Origin of the sequence: Bordetella bronchiseptica, assembly GCF_900636925.1 — a bacterium.
GTDB classification, from domain to species: Bacteria; Pseudomonadota; Gammaproteobacteria; order Burkholderiales; family Burkholderiaceae_B; genus Bordetella; species Bordetella pertussis.
In genome coordinates this window covers 4,557,606-4,574,512 of the sequence record NZ_LR134326.1, presented here as the reverse complement: position 1 = coordinate 4,574,512, position 16,907 = coordinate 4,557,606, and the positions used below count along the sequence as shown (strand labels likewise).

The following is a 16,907-nucleotide window of genomic DNA, read 5'->3' as shown; positions in this document are numbered from 1 at the left end:
TTTCCTGCGTGCTCAACGTTTGACCGCACTGATCAGCCCCGTCGGGCGGACCAGGAAGATGAGGAAAACCAGCGCATAGACGATGGCGAGCGCGAGATCGCCATGGCCGGTGACCTGCGAGACGGCGATGATGACGCCCACGATCAATCCGCCCAGGATGCTGCCGCTCATGCTGCCCATCCCGCCGAGCACCGACACCACCACCGCGGCCAGCGAGTACTCGAAAGCCCGTTCCGGGAAGATGGGCGCCATGGTGGCCAGGGCGGTGCCGCTGACCGCCGCGCAGGCGGCCGCGATGCCCAGCGCCACCGCCGAAAGGTGCTCGACGTTCAGGCCGGCCACCCGCGCGCCGACGGGGTTCTGGGCGCACGCATGCAGCTTGCGTCCCAGATCGGTGCGGGTCAGCATCAGATGCAGCAACACCAGCACCAGCAGCGAGACGGCGGCGGCGGCGAGCTGGGTGTATTGCAGGATGACCGGGCCGATGATCAGGGAATGCTGCAGGCTTTCCTCGGTCAGCGAGCGGGCGTCCGTGGAATAGACGAACTGGGCCAGGTACTGGAAGGCGATCAGCAGTCCGATGGAGAACAGGATCTGGCTGTCTTCAGGGGTCTGGAGCGAGCGGATGATCAGCCAGCGATGCAGGAAGTAGCCGATGGCGAAAGCCACCGGCACGATCAGCAGCAGGCCGAGATAGGGATTGATGCCGGTAGCCTCCCACAGCACGTAGGCCGCGTACATCGACCAAAGCACCACGGCGCCGTGCTGGAAGTTCACGACGCGGGACACCCCGAGGGCAAGGTTGAAGCCGGTGGACAGGAGGGCCAGTATCAGCCCTCCCAGCACGCCGCTGACGATACCCACCAATAACAGAGTCAGGAACATCATGGAGATCGGGCGTAAAAGGATTGTCAGGTGCGCTTGGACCAGGGCGGCATCGGCCATACCGGCTTGGTCGTGGCGATGTCGGCCGGGTAGACGATGCGCTGTTGTCCGTCGAGCAGCTGCATCACCAGGCCCTTGGCCCGGACGTTGTCGCCCGCCTGGTCGAACTTGACGCCATCGCGCAGCACGAACGGATTTCCGCCCGCCTGGAGGTCGGTGGCGCGCAGGGCTTCGGTCAGCGCTTCGCGGCTGAGATCCGGGGCGCGCTCCAGCGCGTCGTACAGCGCGCCCACGCATGTCACCGCGAGCGAGGCCTGATCGTCCAGGTCGCGGCGGTACTTGGCCTTGTAGGCGTTGGCGTAGTTGGCCAGCAGGGGGTTGTTGGCGACCAGCTCGGGAACGAACCCCACCGCATCGGTGACGAACGCGGCGTCCTTCTTCAGGTTCTCGACATACTCGGGCGTGTACGGCGCCCCTGCGATGTGCACCGACGCCATGAGGTCGTAATTGAGCGTCTTCATGGCCCGCATGATCTGTATGCCGTCAGGCGCGAAGAGGGCGTGGAAGATGAGATCCACGCCGGACAGTTTCAGCCGCTGCAGGACGGGCAGGAAATCGCTGACCTTGCCGGCCGGGAAGGAGACGTTCTCCTGGACATCCCAATCCGTCTTCTTGATGCGGGCGATGGCGCCCTGGATGGCGTCCTGGCTGAAGGTGGAGTCGTCCGCCATGGTGGCAACCTTGCGCGGCTTGGTGCCGGTGGCCTTGATCATGGCTTCGGAGAAGTCCACGGCGGTGGCCGCCAGATGGCTGGCCTTCGCGCCGATGCGGAAGAAATACTTCATCCCGCGCTGGGTCAGCGAATCGCCGAGATCGGTGCTGACCATGGGGGTACGGGATTTTTCCGCCACGGCGCTGCCGACCATGGTCGCGCCGCTGGTGACGTTGCCGATGACCGCCAGCACGTTGTTGACCTGGATCACCCGCTCGGTCTGCGTGCCGGCCATCTGCGGATTGCTTTGATGGTCGACGGAAATCAGGTCGATCTGCGCGCCGCCTTTCGATTTGATGCCGCCCGAGGCGTTGATCTGCTCCACGGCGAGCCGCACGGCATCGTTGACCGGGATGCCCCAGGGGCCGGCGCGGCCGGTCAGGCCGGCCACGACGGCAATCGGAATGCGCTTGGGCTGCGCCCGCACGATGGCGGGGAAGGCCATGGCAGCGGCCAGTCCGCCTGTGCCCAGCGTCAGGCGCCGGCGTGTCTGGTTCACTTGCGCGTCGACCGGCCGGTGGCCGTCGGGGGATTTGTCTCTCATCCTGAGCCCTCTCTCGTGGTTTCTTGGAATGTTATCGAATGACCATTCATTCATTATTGGGCCGCGCCGAAAGCCTGTCAATTGGCAATCCTGGGGAAACAGCTAGTGGAAATCCCGAACGGAAGGCGTCGGATCAAGAAAATCCGGTATCAATTTGGCATTTGGATGAACATTGGTTCATAATGCGTCCGTGCCTTGGCGCGACCGGCCGTGGCCGTGGCGCCGGGCTTTCGGGTTACAGCGGCGCCTTCGAGCCGGCTGCAGGAGTTCCATATCAAAATGCAAAACACCGTCGATGAGTCCTCTCTGGTGACAAGGCGCCGCGCGCAACTGGTCAAGGCAGCAATCAAGCTCTTCTCCCGGATGGGGTATCACGCGGCCACGGTCAAGGACATCGCCGACGAAGCCGGCGTCAGCGCCGGGCTGATGTACCAGTACGTATCGGATAAGCAGGACCTGCTGTTCCTGGCGTTGCAGCACATCGTCCAGCGCAACAAGGAAGAAATGCCCTTGGCGCTGAAGGGGGTCGAAGACCCGATCGCCCGCCTGTACCGGGCCATCGACGCCTATACGCGCGTGATCGCGGCGAACCAGCAGGCGGTGCTGCTGACCTATCGCGAAACGAAGTCGCTCAAGCCCGAGTACATCGAGCAGATGAAAGAGCTCGAGCTGGAAACCAACCAGCTGATCACCGAGTGCGTCACCGACTGCATCCGCGCGGGCTACCTGGCCCAGACCCACGAAGAGCTGCTGGTCTACCGCATCATTGTCGCGGCCCATGCGTGGCCGCTGAAGCACTGGCGCCTGCGCCACATCGTCACGCTCGACGAGTACCTGGAGCAGGCCATCCACGCGCCCTGGATGGGCCTGCTGCTGCCGCGCGGCACCAGCCGGTACGAGGAATTGCGCCGCGCCGGCGAGCTGTGCCCCACCCGTATCGCAAGCGAGCCCGAAGTCGAGGATGCCGATCAGGCCCCCGCGCCGAAGGCGAAAAAGCGCGCCCGGCGCAGCCGCGCCGCCTGAGACTGGCGCGGGCGGGCGCGGTGCGCGCCCTGCCGCCTATGCCTGTTCGGGCACGAAGTAGAAATCGGCGATGGTGCGGATTTTCGAAAGGTAGCGCGCTTCGACGCGCGTGCCCGGCGGCGCCCCGTTCTCGCCCACCACCATGAACGCCTTGATGCATGTGTCGGCGCCGTCGGGCCGCACCAGCGCCGTGGCAATCACGGCGTCCAGGTGCGCCAGGTGCGCCGGCGCTTGCGGCAGCACGATCGTGGTGATGACTTCGCCCTTGCCGCTCAACGGATATTCGCTGGCGGGGGCGTAGCATTTGGAGCAGATCGGGCGCAACGGCAGCCACACGAAGCCGCAGCCGGAACAGCGGCTGGCGATCAGCGTCTTGTTCTGCAGTCCGTGGAAATAGGCGGATTGCCCGCCGTAACTGAGGCGGTACCGGTAGACGTCCTCGAGCTCGACTTCGAAAATGTCCGTCTCGTTCATGATTTCCCCAATACGATGGTGCAGCTCTGCGAAATCCCGGGTCCGCCGATCGCCGAAAAGATCGCCCGCCCCTGGTTGATCGGTACTTGCGTGCCGCCCGCGCGGCCGCGCAGCTGCTGCACGATTTCGCCCACGCGGGAGATGCCCGAGCAGCCGGCCACGTGGCCGCAGCCGATCATGCCGCCGGAGGGGTTGACCGGCATGGGGCCGCTACGCTCGGTGAAGCCCTCGTCGATCAGCCGGCCTCCTTGCCCCGGTTCGCACAGGCCCAGCTCGGCATAGCTCATGAGCTCGACGCCGCTGAGCAAATCGTGGGTTTCGATGAAATCGAGCTGCCTGAGGGGATCGCTGATGCCCGCCATGGAATAGGCGCGCTGCGCCGATTGCTGCTGGCAGGGCAGCCGTCCCAGGTGGTCGAAGTCGGGCATGTAGCTGCGCAGGTTGGACGCGCCGGCGCCCTCGATCCAGATCGGATCGTCGCAGATCTCGCGCGCCCGGTCCTCGGAGGCCAGGATCAGCGCCGCCGCGCCCTCGCTGTACAGGCAGCAGTCGAACATCTTGATGGGGCCGGCGATGCGCCGGGAGTTCATGACCTCGTCGACGGTCAGTTCCATGCCGCTTTGCGCCAGCGGGTTGGCCAGCGCGTTGCGGTGGTTCTTGACGGAAACCTTGGCCATCTGCGCTTCGGTGGGCGCGCCGTACCGGTCGATATGCGCCTGCACGGCGAAGCCGAAGTTGGCTGCCGCCAGCGGTTCGACCGGGACTTCCCAGTTGGTGTCCAGGTCCAGCATGATGGCCTTCAGGAACGCCGAGGACCGCTTGTTCTGTTCCGGGTCCCAGAGATCCATGCCCTTGCCGGAGCCTACGACCAGCGTCACATCCGACATGCCGGACATGATCTCGATCATTCCCTGCCGCACCGACATGGCGCCGGTGACCGCGCCGGCGCTGACGTGCACCGACGACTTGCCCGCCATGCCGATGTAGTCCTGCATGGTGGTGCTCGGGCAGCATTGCCGTACCCAGGCCACCATCAGGTCGGACAGCCCCCAGACGACGTGATCCACGTCGCCGGGCGACAGGCGCGCATCCTCGAGCGCCGCCTTGGTCACGTCCAGGGCCAGTTCATAATATGTCTTGTCGGCGTATCGAACCCGCCATGGAATCAGGCCTACGCCCACGATGCCTACTTTCAATTCGAAGCTCCTTTTCGTCCCTTGCTCGTTGTCCCGCCGCTCAGTGCTCGGCCAGCAAGCGGCCATAGCCCGGTATCCGGTCTGCGCGGCCCGCGCTGCGCAACAGTTTCCAGAGCGTGGCGGTGGTGGAGGTGATGACCGGGCGGCCCAGCTGCTGTTCCAGCAGGCCGACGACTTCCTGGGCGTGCATGTTCAGGCAGCTGATCAGCAACGCGTCGGCGTCGGGGTGCCAGGCGCGCTGCGCCAGCTCGTACATCTGGCGCGCGTCCGGCGCCGCCAGCGCGAACGATTCGGCGATGTTCAGGTTGGCGGCGTTCAACACCTGGAAGCCCGCTTCCTCGAAGAATGCCTTTTCGGCATGATCGATCGCGTCGGTATACGGAGAGGCGATGGCGATCTTGCGCGCGTTGCATGCCTGCAATGCCTCGATGATCGCCCCGACGGCCGTGAAGCACGGCTTGCCGGTCGCTTCCTCGAGCGATTGCCGCAGGCGCCGGTCGTAATCCAGCCCCTGGACGATGCTGGAAGCCGTGCAGCAGTAGGCAATCGCGTCCGGACGGCAGCTGGCGATGCGCCGCGCCGCGTCCAGCCCTTCCTCGTGGTCCATGCGCCGCAGCGCTTCGGCCGTGACTTCGCTGGCCAGCAGCATGCGGGTCGCGTGCACGCGGACGTCGGCCGCGACGGCCTGGCCGAACCAGGGCTCGACCACGGTATTGACGCTGGGCAGGATCACTCCAAGCCGCGTGCGCGCCGCCTCGGGCGCGCGCAGCAGCCCGGGGAAGCTGCGCAGCGCCGCGTCGTAGGGCATCAATGTGTGGGCCGGCGTGTTCATGGCGGTCAGCACATGGTCAGGCCGCCGCTGACGCTGATGGCCTGCCCGGTTATGAACGATGCCTCGTCCGAAACCAGGAAGACCGCCGCGGCGGCCACCTCTTGCGGCCGGGCGGTACGGCGCAGGGGAATGGCCCGCACCATGGCGTTGCCGATCTTGCCCCCGAATTCGTCGTTCTTCACCAGGTCGTCCCACAACCCGGTGTCGGTCGGACCCGGGCAAACGACGTTGGCCAGCACGTTGTGCCGGGCATACTCGCGCGCGATCGATTTGGCGAACGCGATGGCCCCGCCGCGGCAGGCGGCCGAGACCGATTCGCCGCTGGTGCCCACCTTGCCCGAATCGGAGCCGATGATCACGATGCGGCCGCCGCCGTTGCGGATCAGTTCCGGCAGTACCGCGCGCACGGAGTCGATCACGCTGCGCAGCTCCACCGCGATGGTCAGGTCGACAGTGTCTTCCGAGGTCTCGAGAAAGGGCAGGATGCGCAGCGCCGTGCCCACCGTGCTCATGAATGCGTCGATCTTGCCGTAGCGCTCGACGGTGGCCGAGACGATGGCCGCGACGTCCTGGCGCCGCGTCAGGTCGCCCTTGACCAGCAGCACACGTTCGTCGCCGTACTGCGCGGCGATCTTGTTCAGCTCGTCGGCGCTGGAACGATAGTGCAAGGCGACGCGGGCGCCGCGTTCCAGCATCATCCTGGCGGCGGCCAGCCCGATCCCGCCCGAGGCCCCGCCCAACAGCACCACTTTATCGTTGAAGTCCTGCGACATGGTCTTGCTCCTTTTGGTTTGCTATTCCGTGCACCGGCACGCTGTGCCCATATGTGTTGCGCCTACATCCGTTTGGCCACTTCCTCGAGCATGATCTCGGTAGCGCCGCCGCCGATGGCGTGCACCCTGGCGTCGCGGTACATGCGCTCGACCGCAGTGCCCTGCATGTAGCCCGTCGCGCCGTGAAACTGCACGCAGTCGTCCATGACTTCGTTGACCAGTTCCCCGCACAGGGCCTTGATCATCGAGACTTCCTTGACGCACTCCACGCCGCGCGCATCCAGGGCGGCGACGCTGTAGACGAAGTGGCGGGCGCTTTCGACCCGCGCCGCCAGCATGGCCAGGCGGTGCCTGATGGCCTGTTTGTCCCACAGGGTGGCGCCGAAGGCCTTGCGCAGCCTGGTGTAGTCCAGCGTCTGGGCGATCGCGGCCTGGGACTCCCCCAGGGCCTGCGCCGCCAGGACCAGGCGTTCGTTCTGGACGTTCCTCATCAGCGCGGCGAAACCGCGGTTCGGTTCGCCCAGCAAGGCGCCAGCGGGCACGCGGCAGCCATCGAAAGACAATTGCGCCGTGTCGGAGCTTTTCCAGCCCATCTTGTCCAGGCGGCGCTCCACGCGCAGCCCGGGCGTCCCCTTGTCGACCAGGAACAGCGAGACGCCCTGCGAGGGGCGGGCCGACGCATCGGTGCGCGCGGCCACCACGTAAAGGTCGGCATGCACGCCGTTGGTGATGAAGGTCTTGGCGCCGTCCAGGACCCACTCGTCGCCGTCGCGCACGGCGCGCGTGCGCAGCGTGGCGATATCCGAGCCCACGTCGGGCTCGGTCATGGCGATGGCGACCAGGCATTCGCCGCGGACGATGGCGGGCAGATAGCGCGCCTTCTGCTGCGGCGTGCCGACCGCGGCGATGGGCGGCGAAGCGGTATCGGTCTGGGTGAGGATGGTGATGGCGAAGCCGCCGAAGGTGCTGCGGCCCAGTTCCTCGGCGAACACGACCGAGGCGACGGTATCGGCGTCGGCGCCGCCGTAGCTTTCCGGAAAGCGCATGCCGAGCATGCCGAGCTCGCCCATGCGGCGGATCACCGGGCGGGGTGTATGGCCATCGTGCTCCCACGCCTGCGCATGGGGGATGACTTCGCGCTCGACGAAGCGCCGCACCTGCGAGCGCAGCAGTTCGTGCTCTTCCTTCAGGCCGGGCAGGTTCGAGGTTTCAATGGACATGGCGTGGTTCCTCAGCGGGCGATCTGCCCGCCGTCGACCACGAAACTCTGGCCGGTCGTCCATTGCGCCTCGTCCGAGGCCAGGTAGACGGCGATCGGACCGATATCGGCGGGCTGGCCGAAGCGGCGCAAGGGAATCTGTTTCAGCCCGGCCGCGCGCACCTGTTCGTCCTGCATGTACGGCGCGGTCAGGTCGGTCTCGATCCAGCCCGGGCAGATCGCGTTGACGCGCACCTTGTGGCGGGCCCATTCCATCGCCAGGCTTTTCGTCAGTTGCAGCAAGCCGCCCTTGGTGAGGCAATAGACGCTGTTGTCGGGCGCGCCCACATGGCTGTAGATGGACGACATGGTGATGATGCTGCCCTGCTTGCGCTCGGTCATGTGCCGGCCGACGGCCTGCAGCGTGTGCATCGCGCCGACCAGGTTCACGCCGATCATGTGGTCCCATTGCTGCGGGGTCCAGTCCAGGAAGGGGCGCAGCACATTGACGCCGGCGTTGACGACCAGCACGTCCAGGTGGCCGAAACGCTCGATGGCCTGGGCCGTGGCGCGCCGCACCGATTCGGCCTCGGTAATGTCGAAGGCGTCGATGGTGGACTGGACGCCGTATTCGTCGATCCGTACGCGCGTCTGTTCCAGTTCCGCCTGGTCGCGTCCCCACAGCACGACGTTCGCGCCCGCCTGCGCCAGGCACAGCGCGACATTCTGGCCGATGCCACGGCTTGCCCCGGTGACGAGGGCGGTCTTTCCGCTCAAATCGAACAAAACAATCTCCGCAGGATTCAGGTTCCGGACCGCGGCGTTTGCAGGCGGTCCCATGTGTTGGTGGTAAAAGGCTGGGCGCGCAGGACGTGTTTCATCACCTTGTTGGTGGGCGTCTTGGGCAGGGCGTCGACGAACTCGACATAGCGCGGGACCGCGAACCGGGGCAGCCGCGCGAGCGCATGCTCGACCAGGGTCTGGGGCTCCAGTTGCGCGCCGTCGCGCACGACCACGACGATCTTCACGTCGTCGCCGCCGAGTTCGCACGGCACCGCGATCGCCGCCACCTCGAGCACGGCGGCGTCCTCGCTGATCGCGCGCTCGACCTCGAAAGCGGATACGTTCTCGCCCCGCACGCGGATCGCGTCCTTGATGCGGCCGGTAAAGTAGAGATCGCCATCGGCGTCCAGCTTGCCGGAGTCGCCCGTGTGGAACCACAGATCTTTCCACGCGGCGACGGTCGCGGCCGGATCGCCGTCGTAGCCGGCCATCAGGGCGCCGGGCTCGGCGGCCCGCACCAGGATCTCGCCCACGCTGTCGGCGGGCAGGGCCTGGCCGTGCTCGTCGGCGATGCGTATCTCGAACCCGGGCGCGGCGCGTCCCGCGCTGCCGGCCTTGGCCGATCCGTGCGGCACGTAGCAGGGCACGTTCGCCTCGGTGGATCCATAGCCCGAACGCAGGTCGACGCCGAAGCGCTCGCGAAACGCCACCAGGTCGTCCGCCGCCCCGCCGATGCCCCAGCCGACCCGCAGGGTCGAGCCCTTGCTGTCTTCCCGCGTGGTCGACTTCAAGAGGATGTGCAGGATCTCGCCGATGTAGTAGAAGGCGGTGCAACCGTGCTCCCGCACCTCGGGCCAGAAGCGCGATGCGCTGAAACGCTCGGTCAGCACCATGCGGGCGCCGACCAGCATGACGGGGATGGTCAGCATCGCCTGCGCGGTGTTGTGAAAGAGCGGGAAGTAGTTGTAGTAGACGTCGTCCGGGCCGAGATGCATGTCCGCGGCCATCATCCGGCCCAGGATGTACTGCTGCGCGTGCGTCAGCAGCACCCCCTTGGACGGGCCGGTCGTGCCGGAGGTGTTCATGACCGCGCCGATGTCCGCGCCGCTGACATCGGCGCAGCCCGGCACCGGCGCGTCGGAGGCGGCCGCGACCAGCTCGGCGTAATCGAACCCGCGGGCGGCGGACACTTGCGCGGGGGCCGCGTCCAGCAACAGCAGCGCCGGGCGGCTTTCCAGGCCTTCGAGCGCCGCTTCCAGCTCGGGCAACAGGGCGGCCTGGACCACCACGGCGTCGATGCCCGAGCGCTTGAAGGTATGGGCGATCTGCGGGGTGCGGTAATCGGTATTGATCGGCACCTGTATGGCGCCGAGCCGGGACAGGCCGAACCACAGATCCAGGTACTCGAGGCGGTTGTGCAGGTCGATGGCAACGCGATCGCCTGGCTTGACGCCGGCGGCGGCCAGCGCGTGGGCGGCCCGGTTGGCGCGCCGGTCGGCTTCCGCATAGGTAAGCCACTGGCCGTTGAAATAGACAAAAGGCCGATCCGGCGCGGCCTCGGCCTGCCTGGCGAGCACTTTCGCCGCGACGCGCTCGCCAAGCGGTAGCGGATCTTCCGAGGGGGCGGCCAAGCCAGCGCCCAGCGGAAATCCGAATTGCAGCGGATTTTTTGAATGATCAGTCATTCGATAATTTTCCAGAGCCATGTTTGAACCAATGCGAGTTTCGATGTGTCCGTCGGGGCCGCGCGCCGCGGTCAGTCGTCCAGCACTTTCCCCAGCACGGGATTGGGCGCGTATGCCCAGTATCGAGCGTACTCGTTTGCCACCACGATGCAACGGCCGTTTTCCCCCTCCAGGGCGGGACCGCGCAGGGCGCCCAGGCTGCCCTTGCCCTCGATGAGCGCGACATGGCCGGGCGGCTCGCCGGCGCCGGATTGGTAGCGGATGACCCGCAGCTGGCTGACCTGGGCGTGGGGTTCGTAAGTGGCGCGCAGTTCGTCGACCAGCCTGGCGGCCGCGGCCTGCGGGACGCCGCGGTAGTGCAGCAGAAGCAGGCGCGGCGCCTCGCAGGCGCGCGCCTGGCCGGGGTAGACCTGCTCGCCGGTGACGCGCCACAGGCCCTTGGCCTTGCGCAGTATCCGCTGGGACCAGGGGCTGAAGCGCTCGCCCGCCATGTTGCGGTAGGACTCGGCTTCCAGCACGGCGGGCGAACTCAGGTCATAAGCCGCCATATAGCGCGGAAATCCGTCCAGGCACACGTATCGCCGGGCCGTCTCGAATCCGTCGACGGCCGCGCGCTCGGGAAGATGTTCGGTGTCGTACCACTCGTTGAACTCTTCCTCCATGGCCGATGGCGGTTCCATGGTCACCATCAGAAAGCCCTTGCTGTTCATAGTCGGTTGCGACTCCCCCGCCGTTATCCGCAGGCTTGAAATTGACATCGAATGAATGTTCATTTAGCTTACGTGACACCCTTTTGCCCGTCAACAGGATATTTCCCTAGAACCACGATCAAGGCTGATATGAACTACGACGACTTCAAGCACATCGACTTCGACCGCCGCCCGGATGGCGTGCTGCTGGCCACGTTGAATCGCCCCGAAGTAATGAACGCCACCAACGCGCGCCTGCACTGGGAGCTGAGCAAGCTGTGGAACGTGATCAATGACGACGCCAGCGTGAAGGTGGTGGTGGTCACCGGCGCCGGCGACCGGGCCTTTTCGGCCGGCGGCGACCTGGAATGGATCGAAGGCATGATCGGCGATCCGGAGGTGGTCACGGCCGTCATGAAGGAAGTGGCGGACATCGTCTACAACATGCTCGCTTGCGAGAAGCCGATCATTTCGGCCATCAACGGCACGGCGGTCGGCGCCGGACTGGCGGTCGCGCTGCTGGCCGACGTCAGCGTCATCGCCGAGGACGCCACGTTCACCGATGGCCACGCCCGCATCGGCGTGGCCGCCGGCGATCATGCCGCCATTGTCTGGCCCTTGCTGTGCGGCATGGCCAAGGCCAAGTACTACCTGATGACCGCGGACTTCATCAATGGCAGGGAGGCGGAGCGGCTGGGCCTGGTCACCTTCGCCGTGGCCCGCGACGAACTCATGGAGCGCGCCATGGCCATCGCCGCCAAACTCGCGCGGGGCAGCCAGACCGCCATCCGCGGCACCAAGAAAGCGCTGAACAACTGGATGCACATGGCCGGTCCGATCTTCGATGCGTCGCTCGGCATCGAGATGCTCGGATTCCTCGGCGCGGACGCCCGGGAGGGCCTGGACGCGGTACGCAACAAGCGGGCTCCCGATTTTCCATCCGCCCGGCTGCCTTGAGCCACGGCGCGGCCCTTCGTTGCCATCGCCCGCGGGCAGGATGGCTGGGGGGCACACAAATTGAATGACTAGCCATTCAATTTCATGATAAATTCGCTGCGCCTGGAAGGCCGGCGCCGGATGCGGCCGGCCGCGACCCGGCGCCAACAAACGATGGTCTGTGAAAGATCCACGAGGAGACGTTGAGATGGGGAGTTCGATTTTCCGGCGGGCCGTGCCTGTGCTGGCCATGCTGGCTTTTTCCGCGTTCTGCGCCCATGCCGGCGCCGCGCCGTTTCCGAACAAGGACCGGCCGGTGCGGCTGATCGTGCCCTTCACGGCGGGCAGCTCCTTCGACGCGGGCGCGCGCGCCTACGCGCAGGCGCTGTCCGAGGATCTGGGGGCGAACGTGGTGGTGGAAAACCGGCCGGGCGCCGATGGCGTCATCGGGGTTTCGGCGGCGAAAACCGCCGCGCCCGACGGATACACCATTCTGTTCACGTCCCTGTCGACGCAGGTGGTGAACCCGCACATCTTCAAGAAGCTGGCCTACGATCCGATCAACGACTTCATTCCCCTGATCGGGACCATGAAAACGACCCTGGTCATGGCGGTGGGGCCGTCGTTCCCGCAGGGCACGGCGGCCGATTTTCTCGAGGCGGCCCGCAAGAACCCCGGCAAGCATACCTATGCCAGCTACACCGCCACCACCAAAATGGCCGGCCAGATGGTGGCCAAGGCGGCTGGCGTGGACTACCTGAATATCCCGTACAAGTCGCTCAATGACGCCATGTCGAACATGCTGGGCGGGCTGGTCGACATGATCGCGGCGGACATGCCGTCGATCCAGCCGTTCTTCTCGAAGGGCGTGCGGCCGCTCGCCGTGCTCGCGCCCGCGCGGCTGAGCGCCTACCCCGACATCCCCACGTTGGCGGAATACGGCCTGGCCGATGTCGATATCGCGGGCTGGTTCGCGGCCTATGTTCCCAAGGGCACGCCCGCCGACGTGACGCAGATCCTCACGGATTCGCTGCGCAAGGCGGCCAAGAGCAAGTATGTGGGCGATTTTGTCACCACCTTCGGGATAGAAACCTTCCCCCTCGAAGGAGAGGCGCTGTCGACCTATCAGAAGGCCGAGCTGGAAAAATGGGGCAAGGCGGTGAGGGACGCCGGACTTTACGGCACGCTCTGACCATGCAAGGCGATCCCATGGCCGGCTGCATCGAAGAGATCCGCGACCGGATGGCAATCCAGGACGTGATCCTGAAATACGCCCGCGCCATCGACCGCAAGGACTGGAGCGCGGTGCGGGCCGCCTTCCATGAAGGCGCCACCGACGATCATGGCGAATACCGGGGCGGCATCGACGGGATGATCGAATGGATTGCACGGCGCCATGCGGCCATCCATCAGTCGATGCATTTCATCGGCAATTTGCTCGTCGAATGGCTGCCCGGCCGCAGGGCCCTGGTGGAAACCTATTACCAGGCCCACTTCACGCTGGACGGCGACGCGCGCGAGGCCAGGGCGCTGTGGCTGGATGGCCAGGCCGGCGGCGGCGCCAACCTGATCGTGCTGGGCAGGTACATCGATGTGTTCGCGGCCAGGCCGGACTGGCGCGTCGCCGAACGAACCAATGTCTATGAGTCGGTGCTTGCGCCGCAGCAGCCGCCATCGGGGCGCAATCCCGCCAATCATTGGTCCACCCGCGACCGGCACGACATGTACTTCAAGATACGCCGGGACCTGCTTCCGGACGCGCCATAGGCGCACGCAAGGCCTGCATGGCCGCCCGGCGCCAGGATATGCTGGGGCAGGGCCGCAGTCCGTCATTGGCAGAGGAATGCATGACCACGGAAGACAAGGTAGACCTTTTGGTAATCGGCTCGGGCGCGGCCGGATTGAGCGCCGCCATCACCGCGCGCAAGCTGGGGCTCGATGTGCTGGTGGTGGAAAAAACCCCGGTGCTTGGCGGCACCACCGCAGTGTCGGGCGGCTGGGCCTGGATTCCCTGCAGCCCGGTCGCGCGCCGCGCCGGCGTGGAGGACTCCACGGAGCAGGCCGCGACGTATCTCAAGCACGAGCTGGGCGAGGCCTACTCCGCGCCTCACGTCGAGGCCTACCTGAAGCACGGCCCCGAGATGGTTGCCTTCCTGGAGGATGCCACCGAGGTCAGGTTTCTCGCGTCGCCGACGTTTCCCGACTACCACTCCGAAGCCCCGGGCGCGGCGATGGGGCGCTCCATCGTCGCGCAACCCTATGACGCGCGCCTGCTGGGCAAGCATATCAAGCTGCTGCGCCGGCCCTTGCGGCAAACCACGCTGTTCGGGCTGAACATCGGGTCCGGCACCGAGCTGGGCCATTTCTTCAACGCCACGCGGTCCGTCAAGTCCGCGTATATCGTCTCGAAACGCCTCGCGGCCCATTGCCGCGACCTGCTGCTGTATCGGCGCGGAACCCGGCTTGCCAACGGCAATGCGCTGGCGGCCAGGCTGATAAACAGCGCCATGGACGCCGGCGTCAGGTTCAGCGTCTCGACCCAGGTGGAGAGGCTGGAGCGCGAGGGCGGGCGGGTCACGGGGGCATGGGTCAGCATCGACGGCAAGCCCGCGCGACGGATCCGGGCCGATCGCGGCGTGGTGCTTGCATGCGGGGGATTCTCCAACGACGCCGCGCTCAAGCAGGAACTCTTCAGGCACGTGGCAGCGGGGCGCCCGCATGCTTCGCCGGTCATCGCAAGCAACGTGGGCGACGGCCTGCGGCTGGGCATGTCGGCCGGCGGCGTGGTGCGCAACCAGCTGCCGGACAATGCCGCCTGGATGCCGGTTTCCCTGGTCCCGATGCCCGGGGGGGAGGCGGCGTTTCCGCATGTGATCGATCGGGCCAAACCGGGAATGATCGCCGTCCTGCGCGATGGAAAGAGATTCGTCAACGAATCCCACTCGTACCATGACTTCGGCCGTGCGTACATCAAGTCGGGCAGCGACGGCGACATCTTCCTGATCTGCGACCGCCGCGCGCTCAGGCGCTATGGGCTGGGCTTCGTCAAGCCTTTCCCGTTTCCCGTCGGCAAGCACGTGAAGTCGGGCTACCTGATCCGGGGCGAGTCGATCGCGGACCTGGCCGGAAAGGCGGGAATCGACGCCGCGAACCTGGCCGAGACGCTGGCGAGATTCAACGCGGGAGCGCCGCGCGGCATCGACCCGGAGTACGGCAAGGGCAGCACCCGGTACAACCGCTTCCAGGGCGACGGCGGCCACGCCGGCAACCCGTGCGTGGCCGAGATACGCAGCGCGCCGTTCTATGCGGTGAAGCTGCTGATCGGCGACATCGGAACCTTCGCGGGGCTGGCGACCGACGAGCGCGCCCGGGTGCTGGACGGCGACGGACGGACCATCGACGGGCTGTTCGCCGCGGGCAACGATATGCAGAGCATCATGGGCGGCAACTATCCGGGCGCGGGCATCAACATCGGACCCGCGCTGACCTTCGGATACATCGCCGCGCGGGGCGCCGCCGGCGCCTGAACGAGAGGGCGCCACGGCGCGGCGCGCCCGCCGCCGGATACGGGCCCTCGACCCCCTTTCCGCACATACTCAGTGAAAACCCTAGTTTCGGGCGCGCATTTTCGTCGTCAAACTAACTAACTAACTGTTGTTAGGCAGCTAACTACCAGTTGGTAGATTGGCGGCCGACTGAACCTGATCGATACCCCCAAGTCGAGGTGGACATGACGACGCAAGTGAAGCCTATCCGTTCCTTTCTTTTCGTTCCCGGCAACAAGGAGTCCATGCTCGACAAGGCCGCGCTGGCCAAGGCCGACGCACTGATTCTCGACCTCGAAGACAGCGTGCCGCCGGCGGAGAAGCTGGCCGCGCGCGAGCTGGTGGCGCGGAAAATCCCCGCGCTGATCGCCCAGGGCCAGCGCATCTGGGTGCGCATCAACCGCAGCGCGCACATCTATGACCTGGACGACATTCTTGCCGTGGCGCAGCCCGGCGTCGAAGGCGTCGTCATCTCCAAGCCCTGGGGGCCGGAAGATGTGTACATGGCCTCGAGCATGATCGCCGAGGCGGAAACGCGCGCCAATCTGCCGCTGGGCTCCATCGGTCTGATCCCCCTGCTGGAGACGGCGCGCTCGATGCAGCTGTGCTACGAGATCGCGCAAATGCCGCGCGTGGTCGGCATCGTCGGCGCCACGGCCAAGAACGCCGACATGGGGCGCGCCCTGAAGTTCGTCTGGACGCCGGAAGGCCGCGAAACCGAGTACCTGAAATCGCGCGTGGTCATGGCCGCGCGCGCCGCGGGCAAGCAGGCCATCGGCGGCATCTGGCAACAGATCAAGGACCTGGAGGGACTGGCCCGGTCTTCCGCGTTCGACCGCCAGCTCGGCATGTCCGGCGAGCTGGCCCTGCATCCGATGCAGGTGGAAACGATCAACCGCACCTATACGCCGACGGCCGAGGACGTGGCGTATTACCAAGGAATGATAGACGCGCTCGACGCCGCCCAGGCGCAAGGCCGCGCATCGGTCATGTACGACGGCGAACACATCGACATCGCCCACGTCAAGACCGCGCACGAGGTCATTGCGCTCGCGCGGGCCTTCGACGCCTGAGCACGGCAACACCCCCCATACCCAGGAGATCCGACATGGCAGGCCTGTATTTCGAAGACTTCAAAACCGGCATGGTGGTCGAGCATGCCATCCGCCGTACCGTCACCGAGACCGACAACGTGCTGTTCTCGGCCATGACCTACAACTGCGCGCCGCTGCACATCGATGCCGAGTACAGCGCGAACAGCATCTACGGCCAGCGCCTGGTCAACAGCATGTTCCTGCTGGCGCTGGTGGCCGGCATTACGGTGTACGAGACCACGCTGGGCACCACGCTGGGGAACCTGGGCTTCGGGGAGATCGCGTTTCCCAAGCCCACCTTCCACGGCGACACCATTCGCGTCGAGACCGAGATCCTTGAAACCCGATTGTCCAGGAGCCGCCAGGATTCCGGCATCGTCACCTTCAAGCACGTGGCCAGGAATCAGCGCGATGAGATTGTATGCACGGCCGTGCGCACGGGCCTGATGATGCTCAGGCCCGCCGCCTGATCGCGTCG

18 protein-coding genes are annotated in these 16,907 nt (G+C 66.1%); 8 read left to right on the top strand and 10 right to left on the bottom strand.

Annotated features, from left to right (window positions below):
* Window positions 1-12: 12 nt before the first annotated feature.
* Both EL288_RS21350 and EL288_RS21345 read right to left on the bottom strand, forming a co-directional pair.
* Window positions 13-888 carry a branched-chain amino acid ABC transporter permease gene (locus EL288_RS21350; protein ID WP_003807941.1) on the bottom strand — a complete coding sequence of 292 codons (876 nt, stop codon included), beginning with the start codon at window positions 886-888 and terminating at the stop codon, window positions 13-15.
* Window positions 889-911: 23 nt separating this feature from the next.
* Window positions 912-2,201 (bottom strand): ABC transporter substrate-binding protein, encoded by a 1,290-nt coding sequence (locus tag EL288_RS21345; protein WP_003807943.1) that lies wholly within the window; start codon window positions 2,199-2,201, stop codon window positions 912-914.
* Between the two features lie 38 nt (window positions 2,202-2,239).
* Between EL288_RS21345 and EL288_RS21340 the strand changes: the two genes are divergently transcribed.
* On the top strand, window positions 2,240-2,500 hold the full coding sequence (locus EL288_RS21340; RefSeq protein WP_125327407.1) for a hypothetical protein: 261 nt from the start codon (window positions 2,240-2,242) through the stop codon (window positions 2,498-2,500).
* Window positions 2,481-3,224 (top strand): TetR/AcrR family transcriptional regulator, encoded by a 744-nt coding sequence (locus EL288_RS21335; protein ID WP_003807945.1) that lies wholly within the window; start codon window positions 2,481-2,483, stop codon window positions 3,222-3,224. The genes EL288_RS21340 and EL288_RS21335 overlap by 20 nt, the downstream gene beginning before the upstream one ends.
* 36 nt (window positions 3,225-3,260) lie before the next feature.
* Here the strand turns inward: EL288_RS21335 and EL288_RS21330 are convergent, their stop codons facing one another.
* From EL288_RS21330 to EL288_RS21295, 8 genes are all read right to left on the bottom strand, one after another.
* Window positions 3,261-3,698 (bottom strand): Zn-ribbon domain-containing OB-fold protein, encoded by a 438-nt coding sequence (locus EL288_RS21330; protein ID WP_003807947.1) that lies wholly within the window; start codon window positions 3,696-3,698, stop codon window positions 3,261-3,263.
* On the bottom strand, window positions 3,695-4,894 hold the full coding sequence (locus EL288_RS21325; protein WP_003807949.1) for a thiolase family protein: 1,200 nt from the start codon (window positions 4,892-4,894) through the stop codon (window positions 3,695-3,697). The genes EL288_RS21330 and EL288_RS21325 overlap by 4 nt, the downstream gene beginning before the upstream one ends.
* Before the next feature lie 40 nt (window positions 4,895-4,934).
* Window positions 4,935-5,726, bottom strand: coding sequence for a maleate cis-trans isomerase family protein (locus EL288_RS21320; protein WP_225665571.1), 792 nt, complete (start codon window positions 5,724-5,726; stop codon window positions 4,935-4,937).
* A 5-nt stretch (window positions 5,727-5,731) separates the two neighbouring features.
* Window positions 5,732-6,499 carry an SDR family NAD(P)-dependent oxidoreductase gene (locus tag EL288_RS21315; protein ID WP_003807952.1) on the bottom strand — a complete coding sequence of 256 codons (768 nt, stop codon included), beginning with the start codon at window positions 6,497-6,499 and terminating at the stop codon, window positions 5,732-5,734.
* Between the two features lie 62 nt (window positions 6,500-6,561).
* Window positions 6,562-7,719: an acyl-CoA dehydrogenase family protein gene (locus EL288_RS21310; RefSeq protein WP_003807953.1), complete on the bottom strand. Its 1,158-nt coding sequence runs from the start codon at window positions 7,717-7,719 to the stop codon at window positions 6,562-6,564.
* 11 nt (window positions 7,720-7,730) lie between these two features.
* The gene (locus EL288_RS21305) at window positions 7,731-8,483 is read right to left on the bottom strand and encodes an SDR family NAD(P)-dependent oxidoreductase (protein WP_003807954.1); all 753 of its coding nucleotides are present in this window, start codon (window positions 8,481-8,483) and stop codon (window positions 7,731-7,733) included.
* A gap of 17 nt (window positions 8,484-8,500) precedes the next feature.
* Window positions 8,501-10,165, bottom strand: coding sequence for an ATP-dependent acyl-CoA ligase (locus tag EL288_RS21300; RefSeq protein ID WP_232018711.1), 1,665 nt, complete (start codon window positions 10,163-10,165; stop codon window positions 8,501-8,503).
* Between the two features lie 71 nt (window positions 10,166-10,236).
* Window positions 10,237-10,875, bottom strand: coding sequence for a DUF4286 family protein (locus EL288_RS21295; RefSeq protein ID WP_232018710.1), 639 nt, complete (start codon window positions 10,873-10,875; stop codon window positions 10,237-10,239).
* Between the two features lie 129 nt (window positions 10,876-11,004).
* Here EL288_RS21295 and EL288_RS21290 point away from each other — a divergent pair, with 129 nt between their 5' ends.
* The 6 genes from EL288_RS21290 to EL288_RS21265 all read left to right on the top strand — a co-directional run bounded on the left by EL288_RS21290 (window position 11,005) and on the right by EL288_RS21265 (window position 16,899).
* A complete protein-coding gene (locus EL288_RS21290) occupies window positions 11,005-11,811 on the top strand; it encodes an enoyl-CoA hydratase/isomerase family protein (protein ID WP_003807958.1) in 807 nt (268 codons plus the stop codon).
* 187 nt (window positions 11,812-11,998) lie between these two features.
* On the top strand, window positions 11,999-12,982 hold the full coding sequence (locus EL288_RS21285) for a Bug family tripartite tricarboxylate transporter substrate binding protein (RefSeq protein WP_010925886.1): 984 nt from the start codon (window positions 11,999-12,001) through the stop codon (window positions 12,980-12,982).
* A gap of 2 nt (window positions 12,983-12,984) precedes the next feature.
* The gene (locus EL288_RS21280; protein ID WP_003807960.1) at window positions 12,985-13,557 is read left to right on the top strand and encodes a nuclear transport factor 2 family protein; all 573 of its coding nucleotides are present in this window, start codon (window positions 12,985-12,987) and stop codon (window positions 13,555-13,557) included.
* A 17-nt stretch (window positions 13,558-13,574) separates the two neighbouring features.
* The gene (locus EL288_RS21275) at window positions 13,575-15,317 is read left to right on the top strand and encodes an FAD-dependent oxidoreductase (protein WP_080705030.1); all 1,743 of its coding nucleotides are present in this window, start codon (window positions 13,575-13,577) and stop codon (window positions 15,315-15,317) included.
* A gap of 203 nt (window positions 15,318-15,520) precedes the next feature.
* Complete coding sequence (locus tag EL288_RS21270; RefSeq protein ID WP_003807962.1) at window positions 15,521-16,408, top strand: HpcH/HpaI aldolase/citrate lyase family protein; 888 nt, start codon at window positions 15,521-15,523, stop codon at window positions 16,406-16,408.
* Between the two features lie 35 nt (window positions 16,409-16,443).
* Entirely contained in the window at window positions 16,444-16,899 is a 456-nt protein-coding gene (locus EL288_RS21265) for a MaoC family dehydratase (RefSeq protein WP_003807963.1), read from the top strand.
* Window positions 16,900-16,907: the final 8 nt, after the last annotated feature.